Raw genomic sequence first — 18,466 nt, 5'->3', positions numbered from 1 at the left:
GCCCCAGGAAAGGGGGGGGGCCCGTCCCCCCCCCCCCCCCCCCCCCCCCCCCCCCCCCCCCCCCCCCCACGTTTCTGCTGAGACGCTACGGCGCTCAGTTCTCCTCGTGGGACACCGCGCGACGCGCGTCCGCGTCCAGCACACCCCAGCTGATCAGCTGCTCGGTGAGGACCGAGGGCGACTGGTCGTAGATGACGGCGAGGGTGCGCAGGTCGTCCTGGCGGATCGAGAGCACCTTGCCGTTGTAGTCGCCGCGCTGGGACTGGATCGTCGCCGCGTAGCGCTGGAGGGGACCCGCCTTCTCGACCGGCACGTGGGCCAGTCGCTCCAGGTCCAGGACCAGCTTCGGCGGGGGCTCGGCGGCGCCGCCCGGGGTGGTGCCCGGCAGCAGCTCCTGCACCGGAACGCCGTAGAAATCGGCCAGTTCGGCAAGGCGCTGCACGGTCACGGCGCGGTCGCCGCGCTCGTACGAACCGACCACGACCGCCTTCCAGCGTCCCTGGGACTTCTCCTCGACACCGTGGAGGGAAAGGCCCTGCTGGGTGCGGATGGCCCGGAGCTTGGCCCCGAGCTGTTTGGCGTATTCGCTGGACATATAGCTCCCCGGCACTGGGTCGACGCTGCTGGCTTTGGTTCCATGCCGCGCGGCTGGTAACTCATTGTGAGGTTACGCAGCGTGATTCTTCTGCGTCAAGCCGAATGGTCCACACCGACTCTTCCGTGGTATCGATGGCTGATTACTCCAAGGGGGTGATCAGGGGTGTCGTCCCGGCCTGCTACCGTGGATGGCGCAAACCCGACGTCCTTTAAGGTCCGTCCCGTGAGGCGGAGAAGGAGGTCCTCTTCGTATGGACACTCAAGCGTCCGATGCGCGGCCCGTACTCGAAGGCCCCGACATCGCGCGGGTACTGACCCGCATCGCCCACGAGATCGTCGAGCGCGCCAAGGGCGCCGACGACGTGGTGCTCCTCGGCATCCCGACCCGGGGCGTGTTCCTCGCCCAGCGGCTCGCCGCCAAGCTCGAGCAGATCACCGACCGCAAGATCCCGGTCGGCTCCCTCGACATCACCATGTACCGAGACGACCTGCGCATGCACCCGCCGCGTGCGCTGGCCCGCACCGAGATCCCCGGTGACGGCATCGACGGCCGCCTGGTCGTCCTCGTCGACGACGTGCTCTTCTCCGGCCGCACCATCCGCGCCGCCCTCGACGGTCTGAACGACATCGGGCGCCCGCGCGCGGTGCAGCTCGCGGTCCTCGTCGACCGCGGCCACCGGGAACTGCCCATCCGCGCCGACTACGTCGGCAAGAACCTCCCCACGTCGTTGCGGGAGACGGTCAAGGTCCAGCTCGCCGAGGAGGACGGTCGCGACACCGTTCTGCTCGGTGCGAAGCCGACCGCCCAGCAGTAGCACGCGCGCGTGCGGCCCCGTCGGGCCGTACGTCGCCTTCCCGTGCCCCTGCGTGCCCGGAATCTCCCGAATTCTCGAACTGCCTTACGGAGCCTGACAGATGCAGCGTCATCTCATCTCGGCCGCCGACCTCACCCGCGACGACGCCGTCCTGATCCTCGACACCGCCGAGGAGATGGCCCGGGTCGCCGACCGGCCCATCAAGAAACTGCCGACCCTGCGCGGCCGCACGGTCGTCAACCTCTTCTTCGAGGACTCCACCCGGACCCGGATCTCCTTCGAGGCCGCCGAGAAGCGCCTCTCCGCGGACGTCATCAACTTCACGGCCAAGGGATCGAGCGTGTCCAAGGGCGAGTCCCTGAAGGACACCGCCCAGACGCTGGAGGCCATGGGCGTCGACGCCGTCGTCATCCGGCACGGCGCCTCCGGGGCCCCCTACCGCCTGGCCACCTCCGGCTGGATCGACGCGGTCGTCATCAACGCCGGTGACGGCACCCACCAGCACCCCACGCAGGCCCTGCTGGACGCCTTCACCATGCGCCGCCGGCTGATCGGCCGGGACGCCGGGATCGGGCACGACCTCTCCGGCAAGCGCGTCACGCTCGTCGGTGACGTCCTGCACAGCCGGGTCGCCCGCTCCAACGTCGACCTGCTGCACACCCTTGGCGCCGAGGTCACCCTCGTCGCCCCGCCCACCCTGGTGCCGGTCGGCGTCGAGCACTGGCCCTGCGAGGTGTCGTACGACCTCGACAGCACCCTGCCGAAGACCGACGCCGTGATGATGCTGCGCGTCCAGCGCGAGCGGATGAACGCCGCCTTCTTCCCCACCGAGCGCGAGTACTCCCGGCGCTACGGCCTCGACGGCGAGCGGATGGCGCGGATGCCCGAGCACGCCATCGTGATGCACCCCGGCCCGATGGTCCGGGGCATGGAGATCACCGCCGAGGTCGCCGACTCCGACCGCTGCACCGTCGTCGAGCAGGTCGCCAACGGCGTGTCCATCCGGATGGCCGTCCTCTACCTGCTGCTGGGCGGCAACGAGCCCGCCGTCACCCACGCCCGCACCACCGAGGAGAAGTAAGAACGATGAGCAAGATCCTGATCCGTGGTGCGAAGGTGCTCGGCGGCGAGCCGCAGGACGTCCTGATCGACGGTGCGGTCATCGAGGCCGTCGGGCCCGCTCTGGCGGCGGACGGCGCCGAGGTCGTCGAGGCCGCCGGCAAGGTGCTGCTGCCCGGCCTGGTCGACCTGCACACCCATCTGCGCGAGCCGGGCCGCGAGGACTCCGAGACCGTGCTGACCGGTACCCGCGCGGCGGCCTCCGGCGGCTACACGGCCGTCTTCGCCATGGCCAACACCTTCCCGGTCGCCGACACGGCCGGCGTCGTCGAGCAGGTCTACCGGCTCGGTCGGGAGCACGGCTACTGCGACGTGCAGCCGATCGGCGCCGTCACCGTCGGCCTGGAGGGCCGCAAGCTCGCCGAGCTGGGCGCCATGCACGAGTCGGCCGCCGGGGTCACCGTCTTCTCCGACGACGGCAAGTGCGTCGACGACGCCGTGATCATGCGGCGCGCGCTGGAGTACGTGAAGGCCTTCGGCGGGGTCGTCGCCCAGCACGCCCAGGAGCCCCGGCTGACCGAGGGCGCCCAGATGAACGAGGGCGTCGTCTCCGCCCAGCTGGGCCTCGGCGGCTGGCCCGCGGTGGCCGAGGAATCGATCATCGCCCGGGACGTCCTGCTCGCCGAGCACGTCGGCTCCCGCGTCCACATCTGCCACCTCTCCACCGCCGGCTCGGTCGAGATCGTCCGCTGGGCCAAGTCCCGTGGGATCGACGTCACCGCCGAGGTCACCCCGCACCACCTGCTCCTCACCGACGAGCTGGTGCGCACCTACAACCCGGTCTACAAGGTCAACCCGCCGCTGCGCACCGAGCGCGACGTCATGGCCCTGCGCGAGGCGCTCGCCGACGGCACGATCGACATCGTCGCCACCGACCACGCCCCGCACCCGCACGAGGACAAGGACTGCGAGTGGGCCGCGGCCGCCATGGGCATGGTCGGCCTGGAGACCGCGTTGTCAGTGGTCCAGGAGACGATGGTGGAGACGGGCCTGCTGGACTGGGCCGGGGTCGCCGCGCGCATGTCCTTCAAGCCCGCCGAGATCGGCCGGGCGACGGGACACGGGCGTCCCGTCTCGGCTGGTGAGCCCGCCAACCTCACGCTCGTCGACACGGCATACCGTGGGTCCGTGGACCCCGCGGGCTTCGCCTCGCGCAGCCGGAACACCCCGTACGAGGGGCGTGAGCTGCCGGGCCGTGTGACGCACACGTGGCTCCGGGGCAAGGCCACGCTCGTCGACGGGAAGCTCACGTGACATCTGCTGCACTCCTGCTGGCGGCCGAGAAGAAATCGGCCGAAGTGACCGACTGGGCCGCGCGGGCCGGCTGGGTCGTCGGCCTGCTGCTGTTCATCGCGCTCGTCTACTGGCTGATGCGCGAGGGCTGGAAGTGGCGCGGCACGCTCCAGGGGGACGTTCCCGAGCTGCCCACCGCGCCGGAAGAGACCGGCCCGGCGAAACTGAGCATGAGCGGCCGCTACCACGGCTCCACCACGGCAGGGCAGTGGCTCGACCGCATCGTGGCGCACGGCCTGGGCACCCGCAGCCGCGTCGAGCTGACGCTCACGGACGCGGGCCTGGACGTCGTACGCCCCGGCGCGACCGACTTCTTCATCCCCGCCGCCGCGCTGCGCGAGGCCCTGCTCGGCAAGGGCATCGCGGGCAAGGTCCTCACCGAGGGCGGACTGCTCCTGGTGACCTGGGCGCACGGCGACAAGCTGATCGACTCAGGCTTCCGCTCCGACCACGCGGCGGAGCACACCGCATGGGTCACCGCCATCAACTCCATGATCGACAAGACGCACACGACGGAAGGCGCACGATGACCACCTCCACCAGGGGAGCCGCCAAGGTTCCCGCCGTACTCGTCCTGGAGGACGGCCGGATCTTCCGCGGCCGCGCCTACGGGGCCGTGGGGGAGACCTTCGGCGAAGCGGTGTTCTCCACCGGCATGACCGGCTACCAGGAGACCCTGACCGACCCGTCGTACGACCGCCAGATCGTCGTCGCCACCGCCCCGCAGATCGGCAACACGGGCTGGAACGACGAGGACGACGAGTCCGGCCGCATCTGGGTCTCCGGCTACGTCGTGCGCGACCCCGCGCGCGTGCCGTCCAACTGGCGCGCCAAGCGGTCACTGGACGACGAGCTGGTGGCGCAGAACGTGGTCGGCATCTCCGGCATCGACACCCGCGCCCTCACCCGCCACCTGCGCGAACGCGGCTCGATGCGCGCCGGCATCTTCTCCGGCGAGGCCCTCGGCTCCGAGACCGAACTCCTCGCGCGCGTGCAGACCCAGCCCCACATGAAGGGCCTGAGCCTGTACGAGGAGGTCGCCACCAAGGAGGCCTACGTCGTCCCGGCGATCGGCGAGAAGAAGTTCACCGTCGCCGCCGTCGACCTCGGCATCAAGGGTATGACCCCACACCGCATGGCCGAGCGCGGCATCGAGGTGCATGTGCTGCCCGCGACGGCCACGGCCGACGACGTCTACGCCGTGAACCCCGACGGCGTGTTCTTCTCCAACGGCCCCGGCGACCCGGCCACCGCCGACGGCCCCGTCGCGCTGATGACCGCCGTCCTGGAGCGCCGGACGCCGCTGTTCGGCATCTGCTTCGGCAACCAGATCCTCGGCCGCGCCCTCGGCTTCGGCACCTACAAGCTGAAGTACGGCCACCGGGGCATCAACCAGCCGGTCCAGGACCGTACGACCGGCAAGGTCGAGGTCACCGCGCACAACCACGGCTTCGCCGTGGACGCGCCGCTCGACAAGGTCAGCGAGACGCCGTTCGGCCGCGCCCAGGTGTCCCACGTCTGCCTGAACGACGACGTCGTGGAGGGGCTCCAGCTGCTCGACCAGCCGGGCTTCTCCGTCCAGTACCACCCCGAAGCGGCAGCCGGCCCGCACGACGCCGCCTACCTGTTCGACCGCTTCGTATCCCTGATGGAGGGCCAGCGTGCCTAAGCGCACCGATATCCAGTCCGTCCTGGTCATCGGCTCCGGCCCGATCGTCATCGGCCAGGCCGCCGAGTTCGACTACTCCGGCACCCAGGCGTGCCGCATCCTGCGCGCCGAGGGCCTGCGGGTCATCCTCGTCAACTCCAACCCGGCGACGATCATGACCGACCCGGAGATCGCCGACGCCACCTACGTCGAGCCGATCACCCCCGAGTTCGTCGAGAAGATCATCGCCAAGGAGCGCCCCGACACCCTGCTGCCCACCCTGGGCGGCCAGACGGCCCTCAACACGGCCATCTCCCTCGCCGAGAACGGCGTCCTGGAGAAGTACGGCGTCGAACTGATCGGCGCCAATGTCGAGGCCATCAACAAGGGCGAGGACCGCGACCTGTTCAAGGAGGTCGTGGAGGAGGTCCGCCGCAAGATCGGGCACGGCGAGTCGGCCCGCTCGGTCATCTGCCACACCATGGACGAGGTCCTCGCGGGCGTCGACGAGCTGGGCGGCTACCCGGTCGTCGTCCGCCCCTCCTTCACCATGGGCGGCGCCGGCTCCGGCTTCGCGCACGACGAGGAGGAGTTGCGCCGCATCGCCGGCCAGGGCCTCACGCTCTCCCCGACCACCGAGGTGCTCCTGGAGGAGTCCATCCTCGGCTGGAAGGAGTACGAGCTGGAGCTGATGCGCGACAAGCACGACAACGTCGTGGTCGTCTGCTCCATCGAGAACTTCGACCCCATGGGCGTGCACACCGGCGACTCGATCACCGTCGCCCCCGCGATGACGCTGACCGACCGCGAGTACCAGATCCTGCGGGACATCGGCATCGCGGTGATCCGCGAGGTCGGCGTGGACACCGGCGGCTGCAACATCCAGTTCGCGGTGAACCCGGACGACGGCCGCGTCATCGTGATCGAGATGAACCCGCGCGTGTCGCGGTCCTCGGCGCTCGCCTCCAAGGCGACCGGCTTCCCGATCGCCAAGATCGCGGCCAAGCTCGCCGTCGGCTACACCCTCGACGAGATCCCGAACGACATCACGCGGGAGACCCCGGCCTCCTTCGAGCCGACGCTCGACTACGTGGTCGTGAAGGCCCCGCGCTTCGCCTTCGAGAAGTTCCCCTCCGCCGACTCCACCCTCACGACCACCATGAAGTCGGTCGGCGAGGCCATGGCCATCGGCCGGAACTTCACCGAGGCCTTCCAGAAGGCGCTGCGCTCGCTGGAGAAGAAGGGCAGCCAGTTCACGTTCGTCGGCGAGCCCGGCGACAAGGCCGAGCTGCTCGCGCAGGCCGTGCGCCCCACCGACGGCCGGATCAACACCGTCATGCAGGCCATCCGCGCGGGTGCCACGCCGGAGGAGATCTTCGAGTACACGAAGATCGACCCCTGGTTCGTCGACCAGCTCTTCCTGATCAAGGAGATCGCGGACGAACTGGCGATGGCCTCCGAGCTGACCTCCGACCTGCTGGCCGAGGCGAAGCGACACGGCTTCTCCGACCAGCAGATCGGCGAGCTCCGCGGGCTGCGCGAGGACGTCGTGCGCGAGGTCCGGCACGCGCTGGGCGTGCGCCCCGTCTACAAGACGGTCGACACCTGCGCCGCCGAGTTCGCCGCGAAGACCCCGTACTTCTACTCCTCCTACGACGAGGAGAGCGAGGTCGCGCCGCGCGAGAAGCCCGCGGTGATCATCCTGGGCTCGGGCCCGAACCGTATCGGCCAGGGCATCGAGTTCGACTACTCCTGCGTGCACGCGTCCTTCGCGCTCTCCGACGCCGGGTACGAGACGGTGATGGTCAACTGCAACCCGGAGACCGTCTCCACCGACTACGACACCTCCGACCGTCTGTACTTCGAGCCGCTGACGCTCGAGGACGTGCTGGAGATCGTCCACGCGGAGGCACAGGCCGGGCCGATCGCCGGTGTCGTCGTCCAGCTCGGCGGCCAGACCCCGCTGGGCCTGGCGCAGGCGCTGAAGGACAACGGCGTGCCGATCGTCGGCACCCCGCCCGAGGCGATCCACGCGGCCGAGGACCGGGGCGCCTTCGGACGCGTGCTCGCCGAGGCGGGCCTGCCGGCCCCGAAGCACGGCACGGCCACCACCTTCGCCGAGGCCAAGTCCATCGCGGACGAGATCGGCTACCCGGTCCTCGTCCGGCCGTCGTACGTCCTCGGCGGCCGCGGCATGGAGATCGTCTACGACGAGGCGCGGCTGTCCTCCTACATCGCCGAGTCGACCGAGATCAGCCCCACCCGGCCGGTCCTCGTCGACCGCTTCCTGGACGACGCGATCGAGATCGACGTCGACGCGCTCTACGACGGCACGGAGCTCTACCTCGGCGGGGTCATGGAGCACATCGAGGAGGCCGGTATCCACTCCGGCGACTCGGCCTGCGCCCTGCCCCCGATCACCCTGGGCGGCTTCGACATCAAGCGCCTGCGGGCCTCCACCGAGGCCATCGCGAAGGGCGTCGGCGTCCGCGGCCTGATCAACATCCAGTTCGCGATGGCCGGCGACATCCTCTACGTGCTGGAGGCCAACCCGCGCGCGTCCCGTACGGTCCCCTTCACCTCGAAGGCGACCGCGGTGCCGCTGGCCAAGGCCGCCGCCCGGATCTCGCTGGGCGCGAGCATCGCCGAGCTGCGCGCCGAGGGGCTGCTTCCGGCCACCGGCGACGGCGGCGAACTGCCGCTGGACGCGCCGATCTCCGTCAAGGAGGCCGTGATGCCGTGGAGCCGCTTCCGTGACACCTCCGGGCGCGGTGTGGACACCATCCTCGGCCCGGAGATGCGCTCCACCGGCGAGGTCATGGGCATCGACTCGGTCTTCGGCACGGCGTACGCCAAGTCGCAGGCGGGCGCGTACGGGCCGCTGCCGACCAAGGGACGGGCGTTCATCTCGGTCGCCAACCGGGACAAGCGCTCGATGATCTTCCCGGCGCGCGAGCTGGTCGCCCACGGCTTCGAGCTGCTCGCCACCTCCGGCACGGCCGAGGTCCTCAGGCGCAACGGCATCAACGCCACGGTCGTGCGCAAGCAGTCCGAGGGCGTGGGCCCGAACGGCGAGAAGACCATCGTCCAGCTCATCCACGACGGCGAGGTCGACCTCATCGTCAACACCCCGTACGGCACCGGCGGCCGCCTCGACGGCTACGACATCCGTACGGCCGCCGTGGCGCGGTCCGTGCCCTGCCTGACGACGGTCCAGGCCCTCGCCGCGGCCGTCCAGGGCATCGACGCCCTCAACCACGGTGACGTGGGCGTCCGCTCGCTCCAGGAACACGCGGAACACCTGACCGCGGCCCGCGACTAGCAGCCCTGAGGGGGACACCGGAAACGGTGTCCCCCTCTTCATGAGGACACAGTGATGTACAAGCTTTTCTTCCGTCTGGTCTTCACCCGGATGGACCCCGAGCAGGCGCACTACCTGGCCTTCCGCTGGATCCGCCGGGTCGCCCGCGTCCCGGGCCTGCGCACCTTCGTCGCGGCCGCCCTCGCCCCCCGCCACAAGGAACTGCGCACCGAGGCCTTCGGGCTGCGGATGCACGGCCCCTTCGGGCTCGCCGCCGGCTTCGACAAGAACGCCGTCGCGATCGACGGCATGTCGATGCTCGGCTTCGACCATGTCGAGATCGGCACGGTCACCGGCGAGCCGCAGCCGGGCAACGCCAAGAAGCGGCTGTTCCGGCTCGTGGGGGACCGGGCGCTGATCAACCGCATGGGCTTCAACAACGAGGGCTCGCTGGCCGTCGCCGCGCGCCTGGCCTCCCGTACGCCGGTCTTCCGGACGGTCGTCGGCGTCAACATCGGCAAGACCAAGGTCGTGCCGGAGGCGGAGGCCGTCGGCGACTACGTGACGTCGACCGAGCGGCTCGCCCCGTACGCCGACTACCTGGTCGTGAACGTCTCCTCGCCGAACACCCCGGGCCTGCGCAACCTCCAGGCCACGGAGGCGCTGCGCCCGCTGCTGAGCGCCGTCCGCGAGGCCGCCGACCGCACGGTGCGCTCGCGGCACGTCCCGCTGCTGGTGAAGATCGCCCCGGACCTTGCCGACGAGGACGTGGACGCGGTCGCCGACCTGGCCGTCGAACTGGGCCTGGACGGGATCATCGCCACGAACACCACCATCGCGCGCGAGGGCCTCGGTCTGACGTCCGACCCCGCCCTGGTGCAGGAGATCGGCGGACTGTCCGGCGCGCCGCTCAAGGCCCGCTCCCTGGAGGTGCTGCGCCGCCTCTACGCGCGCGTGGGCGACCGGATCACCCTGGTCGGCGTCGGCGGCATCGAGGACGCCGAGGACGCCTGGCAGCGGATCCTGGCCGGTGCCACGCTGGTCCAGGGGTACAGCGCCTTCATCTACGAGGGCCCCTTCTGGAGCCGCGCCCTCCACAAGGGCCTCGCCGCCCGGCTGCGCACGAGCCCGTACGCCACCCTCGCCGACGCGGTCGGCGCCGACGTGAGGAAGACGGCATGACCCTGGAAGCCTTCGGCACGCGCCTGCGCCGGGCGATGGACGAGCGCGGCCCGCTCTGCGTCGGGATCGACCCGCACGCCTCCCTGCTTCTCGAATGGGGCCTGAACGACAACGTGGCGGGCCTGGAGCGGTTCAGCCGCACGGTCGTCGAGGCGATGGCCGACCGGGTCGCCGTACTGAAGCCGCAGAGCGCCTTCTTCGAGCGGTTCGGCTCGCGCGGGGTCGCCGTGCTGGAGACGTCGGTCCAGGAGGCGCGGGCCGCCGGTGCCCTGGTGGTCATGGACGCCAAGCGCGGCGACATCGGCTCGACCATGGCGGCCTACGCCGAGTCCTTCCTGCACAAGGACGCGCCGCTGTTCTCCGACGCCCTCACGGTCTCGCCGTACCTCGGCTACGGCTCGCTGAGCCCGGCCGTGGCACTCGCCCGGGAGAACGGCGCCGGTCTGTTCGTGCTGGCGCTGACCTCCAACCCGGAGGGCGGCGAGGTCCAGCACGCGGTGCGCGCGGACGGCCGGGACGTCGGCGCGACCATGCTGGCGCACCTGGCCGCGGAGAACGCGGGGGAGGAGCCCCTGGGCTCCTTCGGTGCCGTCGTGGGCGCCACCCTCGGCGATCTCTCGTCGTACGACCTCGCCATCAACGGCCCGCTCCTCGCGCCCGGCGTGGGCGCGCAGGGGGCGACGCCGGCGGACCTTCCGCGGGTCTTCGGGGCCGCGCTGCGCAACGTGGTGCCGAACGTCAGCCGGGGTGTGTTGCGCCACGGTCCCGATGTGGTCGCGCTACGTGACGCGGCGGAGCGCTTCGCCGATGAGATCCGCGTCACGGTGACGTCCGCCTGAGAGCCGGTCCGGGGCCTTTTCAAACCTCCGATGAGTGTCCCGCGGTCGATTTGAGGCTGGATACATCCTCAAATCCGGGGCAATATGTCTGGAATATCCTGTCCTGACAGAGGCTGACCAGGACTTTTCCGCTGTTCTCGCTGACTCCGGCGGAGTTGGCCGCTAGTCTCCGAGCAGAGTGAACGGGCAGAGCGTGTTGCTCGTAGCTCCTTAGGTGTGGGGCGACTAGGTTCCTCACCGGTCCGTATCCGACAGTTCGACATCCGAGGTGACGTAGGCGTGGCTCTTCCGCCCCTTACCCCCGAACAGCGCGCAGCCGCGCTCGAAAAGGCCGCCGCGGCTCGCCGGGAGCGGGCCGAGGTCAAGAATCGACTCAAGCACTCCGGCGCCTCCCTGCACGAGGTCATCAAGCAGGGCCAGGAGAACGACGTCATCGGCAAGATGAAGGTCTCCGCCCTGCTCGAGTCCCTGCCGGGCGTGGGCAAGGTCCGCGCCAAGCAGATCATGGAGCGACTCGGCATCTCCGAGAGCCGCCGCGTACGCGGCCTCGGGTCCAACCAGATCGCCTCCCTGGAGCGTGAGTTCGGCAGCACCGGCTCCTGATCCCGGGCACTGCCGGGAAGGGAGTCCCGGGCACTCCGGGATTGCTGGAATAATCGCTGCATGGCTGCAACATTCCGGGGGACGACCCCCGAGCCCCCGGACGTACGTCCGCGGCTGACCGTGCTCTCCGGCCCCTCAGGGGTCGGCAAGAGCACGGTCGTCGCCCATATGCGCAAGGAACACCCCGAGGTCTGGCTCTCGGTGTCGGCGACGACCCGTAGGCCGCGCCCCGGCGAGCAGCACGGGGTCCACTACTTCTTCGTCACCGACGACGAGATGGACAAACTGATCGCCAACGGTGAGCTGCTGGAGTGGGCCGAGTTCGCCGGCAACCGCTACGGCACTCCGCGGGCCGCTGTGCTGGAGCGCCTGGAGAAGGGCGAACCCGTTCTCCTGGAGATCGACCTCCAGGGTGCCCGGCAGGTCCGTGAGTCCATGCCCGAGGCCCAGCTGGTGTTCCTGGCTCCTCCCTCCTGGGAGGAACTGGTGCGCAGACTCACCGGGCGGGGCACCGAGCCGCCCGAGGTGATCGAGCGCCGCCTGGAGGCGGCGAAGATCGAACTCGCGGCCGAGCCGGAGTTCGACGTGACCCTGGTCAACACCTCCGTCGAGGATGTGGCGCGCGAGCTGCTAGCCTTGATGGATGTTGTGTGATCACGGCCCATGTGATCAGCACCGTGTGATCAGCACCGTGTGATCACGACCATTTCTTTCCCATCCATCGGAAGGTAGAGCGTGTCCTCTTCCATCTCCGCGCCCGAGGGCATCATCAACCCGCCGATCGACGAGCTCCTCGAGGCCACCGACTCGAAGTACAGCCTCGTGATCTACGCGGCCAAGCGGGCCCGCCAGATCAACGCGTACTACTCGCAGCTCGGCGAGGGCCTCCTCGAGTACGTCGGTCCGCTCGTCGACACGCACGTCCACGAGAAGCCGCTCTCGATCGCCCTCCGCGAGATCAACGCGGGTCTGCTGACGTCCGAGGCCGTCGAGGGTCCCGCGCAGTAGCACCGACGCGGCAGTAGTACCGTCAGCAGTAGCATTTTCAGCTTGCAGCTGACTTTTCCACAGGCCCGGCAGCGCGACTGCCGGGCCTGTGGTGTGTCATGGATGGCGTACGTTTCCGAGCCCGGGGAGAGACCGGTGGACAAGCCGAAGGTCGTGCTGGGGGTCAGCGGTGGCATCGCCGCCTACAAGGCCTGTGAGCTGCTGCGCAGACTGACCGAGTCCGGCCATGACGTGCGGGTGGTCCCCACCGCCTCCGCGCTGCACTTCGTGGGCGCCGCCACCTGGTCCGCGCTCTCCGGCCACCCCGTCTCCACCGAGGTCTGGGACGACGTCCACGAGGTGCCGCACGTCCGCATCGGCCAGCACGCCGACCTGGTGGTCGTCGCCCCGGCCACCGCCGACATGCTCGCCAAGGCCGCCCACGGCCTCGCCGACGACCTCCTCACCAACACCCTGCTCACGGCCCGCTGCCCGGTCGTCTTCGCCCCCGCCATGCACACCGAGATGTGGGAGCACCCGGCCACGCAGGAGAACGTGGCGACGCTCCGCCGCCGCGGCGCCGTCGTCATCGATCCGGCCGTCGGCCGCCTCACCGGCGTCGACACCGGCAAGGGCCGGCTGCCCGACCCCGCCGAGATCTTCGAGATCTGCCGGCGCGTCCTGGCCAGGGGCGTGCGCGAACCCGACCTCACCGGCCGGCACGTCGTGGTCAGCGCCGGCGGCACCCGTGAGCCCCTCGACCCGGTCCGCTTCCTCGGCAACCGCTCCTCCGGCAAGCAGGGCTACGCCCTCGCCCGCACCGCCGCCGCCCGGGGCGCCCGGGTCACGCTGATCGCGGCGAACACCGGCCTGCCCGACCCGGCGGGCGTCGACGTCGTCCCGGTCGGCACGGCCGTGCAGCTGCGTGAGGAGGTCCTCAAGGCCGCCGCCGACGCGGACGCGGTCGTGATGGCGGCCGCCGTGGCCGACTTCCGCCCCGAGACCTACGCCACAGGGAAGATCAAGAAGAAGGACGGCCAGGACCCCGACCCGATCGTCCTCGTACGGAATCCGGACATCCTCGCGGAGATCTCCGCCGACCGTGCCCACCCCGGGCAGGTGGTCGTCGGCTTTGCCGCCGAGACCGACGACGTGCTGGCCAACGGCCGGGCGAAGCTGCGCCGAAAGGGCTGTGATCTGCTGGTCGTGAACGAGGTGGGGGAACGCAGGACGTTCGGTTCCGAGGAGAACGAAGCGGTCGTCCTGGGTGCCGACGGCAGCGAGACCCCGGTGCCCCACGGACCCAAGGAAGCCCTGGCCGAAATCGTGTGGGACCTGGTGACGCCACGACTGGCCTGACTGTTTGATCGCTTCGCCGTTCCCCTGTCCCGTGCTCGATTCGGGCGTGGCGACTCTGGCCAAGGGTGCCCAGCATTGGGCAGAATGCCCGTGCCGCAGGTCACAGCGCTCCCGAGAGGCGAGACAGGTGGGCCGGTGGTCGAGCGCGACCGATAAACTGTTTCTCGGACGACGCCGGGCGCAGCCCCCGTCCCGTCCGCCCATGATCAGCCAGCAGCCGCTGCAACCACAGGGAGCGTTGTGTCCCGTCGCCTGTTCACTTCGGAGTCCGTGACCGAGGGTCACCCCGACAAGATCGCTGACCAGATCAGCGACACCATTCTCGACGCGCTTCTGCGCGAGGACCCGACCTCTCGGGTCGCCGTCGAGACGCTGATCACGACCGGCCTGGTGCACGTGGCCGGAGAGGTCACCACCAAGGCCTACGCGCCGATCCCGCAGCTCGTGCGCGACAAGATCCTCGAGATCGGCTACGACTCCTCCAAGAAGGGCTTCGACGGCGCCTCCTGCGGTGTCTCGGTGTCCATCGGTGCCCAGTCCCCCGACATCGCGCAGGGCGTCGACACGGCGTACGAGTCCCGGGTCGAGGGCGACGAGGACGAGCTGGACCGCCAGGGTGCCGGTGACCAGGGTCTGATGTTCGGCTACGCCTCCGACGAGACGCCGACCCTGATGCCGCTGCCGATCTTCCTGGCGCACCGCCTGTCCAAGCGCCTGTCGGACGTCCGCAAGAACGGGACCATCCCCTACCTGCGCCCCGACGGCAAGACCCAGGTCACCATCGAGTACGACGGCGACAAGGCCGTCCGCCTCGACACGGTCGTCGTCTCCTCGCAGCACGCCTCCGACATCGACCTCGAGTCGCTGCTCGCCCCCGACATCCGCGAGTTCGTCGTGGAGCCGGAGCTGAAGGCCCTCCTGGACGACGGCATCAAGATCGACACCGAGAACTACCGCCTGCTGGTCAACCCGACCGGGCGCTTCGAGATCGGCGGCCCGATGGGCGACGCCGGCCTCACCGGCCGCAAGATCATCATCGACACCTACGGCGGCTTCGCCCGCCACGGCGGCGGTGCCTTCTCCGGCAAGGACCCGTCCAAGGTGGACCGCTCGGCCGCCTACGCCATGCGCTGGGTCGCCAAGAACGTGGTCGCCGCGGGTCTGGCGTCCCGTTGCGAGGTCCAGGTCGCGTACGCGATCGGCAAGGCCGAGCCGGTCGGTCTCTTCGTCGAGACCTTCGGAACCCACAAGGTCGACGTCGACAAGATCGAGAAGGCCATCGACGAGGTCTTCGACCTGCGTCCGGCCGCGATCATCCGCGACCTCGACCTGCTGCGCCCGATCTACGCCCAGACCGCCGCGTACGGCCACTTCGGCCGTGAGCTGCCCGACTTCACGTGGGAGCGCACGGACCGCGTGGAGGCGCTGCGCAAGGCCGCGGGCCTGTAACTCCGCACGGTTCACGTATGGGGCCCGGCTTCCCGAGGGGAGGCCGGGCCTCGGCGTTCGCCCGGCACGGTTCGGCGGGTGGCTGCCGGTCCGCCTCGGTCCAGCGGGGCGATCGGGGCAACGGGGTGATCGGGGTGATCGGGGCGGCGGGCGGGCAACGTTTCGAGCGGTCGGGGACTCATTGAAGTAGCCGCTCGGGGCGGGAGGGGAAGCGGGGTGCGGGGGAGGGGCGTTGTCGGTGGCGTTTGGTATGAATGCAGGAGTGAGCAGCGAGAACGGGCAGGAGGGCGGTGGCGCGGCCGGCGAGGGCGCGCCGCCCGAACAGCTCGCGCTGATCCGGGAGAGCGTACGGCGGGCCAAGGCGCCCCGGGCCAAGCCGCGGACCTGGCGGGGGGCCGCGCTGGCCGAGGAGCTGCCGGTCGCGCGGGTGCTCGTCGACAAGGGCGTGCTCCATCTCGACCGGTACTTCGACTACGCGGTGCCCGCCGACCTGGACGCGGAGGCACAGCCCGGGGTGCGGGTACGGGTGCGGTTCGGCGCCGGGCGCGGCCGGGTGCGGGAGGGACGCCGCGAGGGCGGGGGGCTCATCGACGGCTTCCTGATCGAGCGGCTCGCCGCCTCCGACTACTCCGGACCGCTCGCGGCGCTCGCCCAGGTCGTGTCGCCCGAGCCCGTGCTCGGCGAGGAACTGCTGGGGCTGGCGCGGGCCGTCGCCGACCGGTACGCGGGAAGCCTGGCGGACGTCCTTCAGCTCGCCGTGCCCCCGCGCAACGCCCGCGCCGAGCAGCAGCCCTCGCCGGCGCCGCTGCCACCGCCGCAGGCACCCGGGCCCGGGTCCTGGGCGCGGTACGAGCGGGGGAGCGCGTTCCTGGAGTCCCTGGCGTCGGGAGGCGCGCCGCGTGCCGTGTGGAACGCGCTGCCGGGGCTCGAGTGGAGCGACGAACTGGCCCGGGCCGTCGCCGCGACGCTCGCCTCCGGGCGCGGCGCGCTGGTCGTCGTACCGGACGGGCGGGCCGCCGCGCGGGTCGACGCCGCGCTGACGGCGCTGCTGGGGGAGGGGCGGCATGCGCTGCTCACGGCGGACGCCGGGCCGGAGAAGCGGTACCGGGAGTGGCTCGCCGTGCGGCGCGGGAGCGTACGGGCGGTGGTCGGCACCCGGGCCGCCATGTTCGCCCCGGTACGAGACCTCGGGCTGGTCGCGCTGTGGGACGACGGGGACGACAGCCACAGCGAGCTGCACGCCCCCCAGCCGCACGCCCGGGAGGTGCTGCTGCTGCGGGCCGCGCAGGACCGGTGCGGCTTCCTGCTGGGCGGCTGGAGCTGCACCGTGGAGGGCGCGCAGCTCGTGGAGAGCGGATGGGCGCAGGGGCTGGTCGCCGCGCGGGAGCAGGTGCGGCGGGCCGCGCCGCTGGTGCGGACCGTGGGGGACCAGGATCTCGCGCGGGACGAGGCCGCCCGGGCCGCCCGGCTGCCCACCCTCGCCTGGCAGACGGTCCGGGAGGGGCTGCGGCAGGGGCCGGTGCTGGTGCAGGTGCCACGGCGCGGGTACGTGCCCCGGATGGCGTGCGCGCAGTGCCGGGCCGCCGCCCGGTGCCGGCACTGTGCCGGGCCGCTGGAGGCGCGGGACGGCGGGGCGCTGGCGTGCGGCTGGTGCGGGCGTGAGGAGAGCGCCTGGCACTGCCCGGAGTGCGGGTCGTTCCGGCTGCGGGCGCAGATCGTGGGCGCCAGACGGACCGCCGAGGAGCTGGGGCGGGCGTTTCCCGCGGTGCCGGTGCGGACGTCCGGGCGTGAGCATGTGCTGGACACGGTGCCGGGGGCGCCCGCGCTGGTGGTGAGCACCCCCGGGGCCGAGCCGGTCGCCGAGGGCGGCTACGCGGCGGCGCTGCTGCTGGACGGCTGGGCCATGCTCGGCCGGCCCGACCTGCGGGCCGGGGAGGACGCGTTGCGGCGGTGGATCGCGGCCGCCGCGCTGGTGCGGCCCCAGGGAGACGGGGGGACGGTCGTCGTCGTCGCCGAGCCGACCCTGCGGCCCGTGCAGGCGCTGGTGCGGTGGGACCCCGTCGGGCATGCCGTGCGGGAGCTGGCCGAGCGGGCCGAGCTGGGGTTCCCGCCGGTCTCGCGGATGGCGGCGGTGTCCGGGAAGGGGGAGGCGGTGGCCGCGTTCCTGGCGGCGGTCGAGCTGCCCCCGGAGGCGGAGCTGCTGGGTCCGGTCCCGCTGCCGTCCAGCCCTGCCGGGCAGCCGAGACGACCGGGAGCGCCACCGCCCGGGGAGCACTGGGAGCGCGCGCTGATCCGGGTGCCGCCGGGGAGGGGAGCGGCGCTGGCCTCCGCCCTGAAGGCGGCGCAGGCGGCCCGGATGGCACGGGGCGGGGAGGACGGCGTGCGGGTGCGGATCGATCCGCCGGACATCGGGTGAGGAGGGTCGGGGGCGGGCATGCGACTGCCCTCTCGGGAGGGGCCGAGAGGGCAGATGAATGAGGTGGGTCAGCCGTTGCGGGGGCCGGGGACGGCGGTCGGTCTGGCCTCTTCGCGCAGGGCCGGGCTGCCCGCGGTCGGCTGCGTCGGCATGGAGCGGGCGGCGGGGACCGTGGGGATGCCCGTGTTCACGCTGACCGTCCGGGTGGTGGTCGGCTCCGGTGTGTGCTCGGTCTCGGTGGCCGCCTGGGCGGGGGCGCGGCGGGCGCCGTAGCGGCGGTGCACCGCCTGCTTGGTGACGCCGAGCGCGGAACCCACCGCGTCCCATGAGAAGCCGAGCGAGCGGTCGAAGTCCACCGCCGCGGTGACCAGGGTCTCGACGCTGTCCCGCAGTTCCTGGGCGAGGCGGACCGTCGGGGCGGGGGCGCGTCCGTAGACGACGAATCCCGTGGAGGGGCCGGAGCGGCGGGGACGGTAGACGTTGCCCAGTTGGGCGGTGAGGGTGCGCAGCGCGTCCACCTGCCGGCGGACCCGCTCGATGTCCCGCACCAGCAAGTGCAGGCTGGCCCGGGCCTGGGCGTCGTGGGTTGCATGGTCGGCCATGAACAAGCCTCTCGAACCGGCGTTGAAGAGATGGGAGTCAACTCGTTCTTGACCAACGCGGGTTCGCTCCGCTGGTCACGGTGTGGGGGCGTATGGGCATATGCGTACGCCCCCTCTCGGTCGCTGTGCGCGGCGTGGCGTGCGGCCTTCGGGCCGGGAGCGGACGATTCCCGTGGGGTTTCCCGCCGTCGGCGGCCGTCTGGTCCGTCGTCATAAAATTGTGCGTTGCCCGTCGTCCGTTTCCGTCCGAGAGGCC

16 protein-coding genes are annotated in these 18,466 nt (G+C 71.2%); 14 read left to right on the top strand and 2 right to left on the bottom strand.

All coding sequences use genetic code 11. The features are described from left to right. Positions 1-94: 94 nt before the first annotated feature. Positions 95-595 (bottom strand): transcriptional regulator BldD, encoded by a 501-nt coding sequence (gene bldD / locus ACZ6D7_RS19150; protein ID WP_030785871.1) that lies wholly within the window; start codon positions 593-595, stop codon positions 95-97. A gap of 253 nt (positions 596-848) precedes the next feature. On the opposite strand from bldD, the gene pyrR reads away from it, so the two are divergent. From pyrR to ACZ6D7_RS19080, 14 genes are all read left to right on the top strand, one after another. Further along, entirely contained in the window at positions 849-1,412 is a 564-nt protein-coding gene (gene pyrR / locus ACZ6D7_RS19145; protein ID WP_469491758.1) for a bifunctional pyr operon transcriptional regulator/uracil phosphoribosyltransferase PyrR, read from the top strand. Between the two features lie 100 nt (positions 1,413-1,512). Next, on the top strand, positions 1,513-2,493 hold the full coding sequence (locus ACZ6D7_RS19140; protein WP_469491756.1) for an aspartate carbamoyltransferase catalytic subunit: 981 nt from the start codon (positions 1,513-1,515) through the stop codon (positions 2,491-2,493). Positions 2,494-2,498: 5 nt separating this feature from the next. Further along, positions 2,499-3,785: a dihydroorotase gene (locus tag ACZ6D7_RS19135; RefSeq protein WP_469491754.1), complete on the top strand. Its 1,287-nt coding sequence runs from the start codon at positions 2,499-2,501 to the stop codon at positions 3,783-3,785. Then, positions 3,782-4,354 carry a PH-like domain-containing protein gene (locus ACZ6D7_RS19130; protein WP_469491752.1) on the top strand — a complete coding sequence of 191 codons (573 nt, stop codon included), beginning with the start codon at positions 3,782-3,784 and terminating at the stop codon, positions 4,352-4,354. Before ACZ6D7_RS19135 ends, ACZ6D7_RS19130 begins: the two co-directional genes overlap by 4 nt. After that, positions 4,351-5,493 carry a glutamine-hydrolyzing carbamoyl-phosphate synthase small subunit gene (gene carA, locus ACZ6D7_RS19125; RefSeq protein WP_469491750.1) on the top strand — a complete coding sequence of 381 codons (1,143 nt, stop codon included), beginning with the start codon at positions 4,351-4,353 and terminating at the stop codon, positions 5,491-5,493. The genes ACZ6D7_RS19130 and carA overlap by 4 nt, the downstream gene beginning before the upstream one ends. Next, a complete protein-coding gene (gene carB, locus ACZ6D7_RS19120; RefSeq protein ID WP_469491749.1) occupies positions 5,486-8,794 on the top strand; it encodes a carbamoyl-phosphate synthase large subunit in 3,309 nt (1,102 codons plus the stop codon). The genes carA and carB overlap by 8 nt, the downstream gene beginning before the upstream one ends. Positions 8,795-8,848: 54 nt before the next feature. Then, positions 8,849-9,955 (top strand): quinone-dependent dihydroorotate dehydrogenase, encoded by a 1,107-nt coding sequence (locus ACZ6D7_RS19115; protein WP_469491747.1) that lies wholly within the window; start codon positions 8,849-8,851, stop codon positions 9,953-9,955. Continuing rightward, positions 9,952-10,794, top strand: a complete 843-nt coding sequence (gene pyrF, locus ACZ6D7_RS19110) for an orotidine-5'-phosphate decarboxylase (protein ID WP_469491745.1) — start codon at positions 9,952-9,954, stop codon at positions 10,792-10,794. Before ACZ6D7_RS19115 ends, pyrF begins: the two co-directional genes overlap by 4 nt. Positions 10,795-11,073: 279 nt before the next feature. Continuing rightward, complete coding sequence (locus tag ACZ6D7_RS19105; RefSeq protein ID WP_003977346.1) at positions 11,074-11,397, top strand: integration host factor; 324 nt, start codon at positions 11,074-11,076, stop codon at positions 11,395-11,397. Positions 11,398-11,457: 60 nt separating this feature from the next. Further along, the gene (gene gmk, locus ACZ6D7_RS19100; RefSeq protein WP_469491743.1) at positions 11,458-12,051 is read left to right on the top strand and encodes a guanylate kinase; all 594 of its coding nucleotides are present in this window, start codon (positions 11,458-11,460) and stop codon (positions 12,049-12,051) included. Positions 12,052-12,132: 81 nt separating this feature from the next. After that, entirely contained in the window at positions 12,133-12,405 is a 273-nt protein-coding gene (gene rpoZ, locus ACZ6D7_RS19095) for a DNA-directed RNA polymerase subunit omega (protein WP_003988945.1), read from the top strand. Positions 12,406-12,540: 135 nt separating this feature from the next. Further along, on the top strand, positions 12,541-13,743 hold the full coding sequence (coaBC, locus tag ACZ6D7_RS19090) for a bifunctional phosphopantothenoylcysteine decarboxylase/phosphopantothenate--cysteine ligase CoaBC (RefSeq protein ID WP_469491741.1): 1,203 nt from the start codon (positions 12,541-12,543) through the stop codon (positions 13,741-13,743). A 240-nt stretch (positions 13,744-13,983) separates the two neighbouring features. Then, entirely contained in the window at positions 13,984-15,192 is a 1,209-nt protein-coding gene (gene metK, locus ACZ6D7_RS19085) for a methionine adenosyltransferase (RefSeq protein ID WP_469491739.1), read from the top strand. A 262-nt stretch (positions 15,193-15,454) separates the two neighbouring features. Continuing rightward, on the top strand, positions 15,455-17,608 hold the full coding sequence (locus ACZ6D7_RS19080; RefSeq protein ID WP_469491737.1) for a primosomal protein N': 2,154 nt from the start codon (positions 15,455-15,457) through the stop codon (positions 17,606-17,608). Between the two features lie 68 nt (positions 17,609-17,676). Here ACZ6D7_RS19080 and ACZ6D7_RS19075 read toward each other — a convergent pair whose 3' ends face one another. Further along, a complete protein-coding gene (locus tag ACZ6D7_RS19075) occupies positions 17,677-18,210 on the bottom strand; it encodes a hypothetical protein (RefSeq protein WP_469491735.1) in 534 nt (177 codons plus the stop codon). Between the last annotated feature and the right edge of the window lie 256 nt (positions 18,211-18,466).

Source organism: Streptomyces sp. NPDC041784, assembly GCF_055591025.1.
This window is presented reverse-complemented; position numbering and strand designations above follow the sequence as displayed.

Coding starts and splice junctions, on each gene's coding strand:
- bldD (WP_030785871.1), bottom strand. CDS start 595: ATGTCCAGCGAATACGCCAAACAGCTCGGGGCCAAGCTCCGGGCCATC.
- pyrR (WP_469491758.1), top strand. CDS start 849: ATGGACACTCAAGCGTCCGATGCGCGGCCCGTACTCGAAGGCCCCGAC.
- ACZ6D7_RS19140 (WP_469491756.1), top strand. CDS start 1,513: ATGCAGCGTCATCTCATCTCGGCCGCCGACCTCACCCGCGACGACGCC.
- ACZ6D7_RS19135 (WP_469491754.1), top strand. CDS start 2,499: ATGAGCAAGATCCTGATCCGTGGTGCGAAGGTGCTCGGCGGCGAGCCG.
- carA (WP_469491750.1), top strand. CDS start 4,351: ATGACCACCTCCACCAGGGGAGCCGCCAAGGTTCCCGCCGTACTCGTC.
- ACZ6D7_RS19115 (WP_469491747.1), top strand. CDS start 8,849: ATGTACAAGCTTTTCTTCCGTCTGGTCTTCACCCGGATGGACCCCGAG.
- pyrF (WP_469491745.1), top strand. CDS start 9,952: ATGACCCTGGAAGCCTTCGGCACGCGCCTGCGCCGGGCGATGGACGAG.
- gmk (WP_469491743.1), top strand. CDS start 11,458: ATGGCTGCAACATTCCGGGGGACGACCCCCGAGCCCCCGGACGTACGT.
- ACZ6D7_RS19075 (WP_469491735.1), bottom strand. CDS start 18,210: ATGGCCGACCATGCAACCCACGACGCCCAGGCCCGGGCCAGCCTGCAC.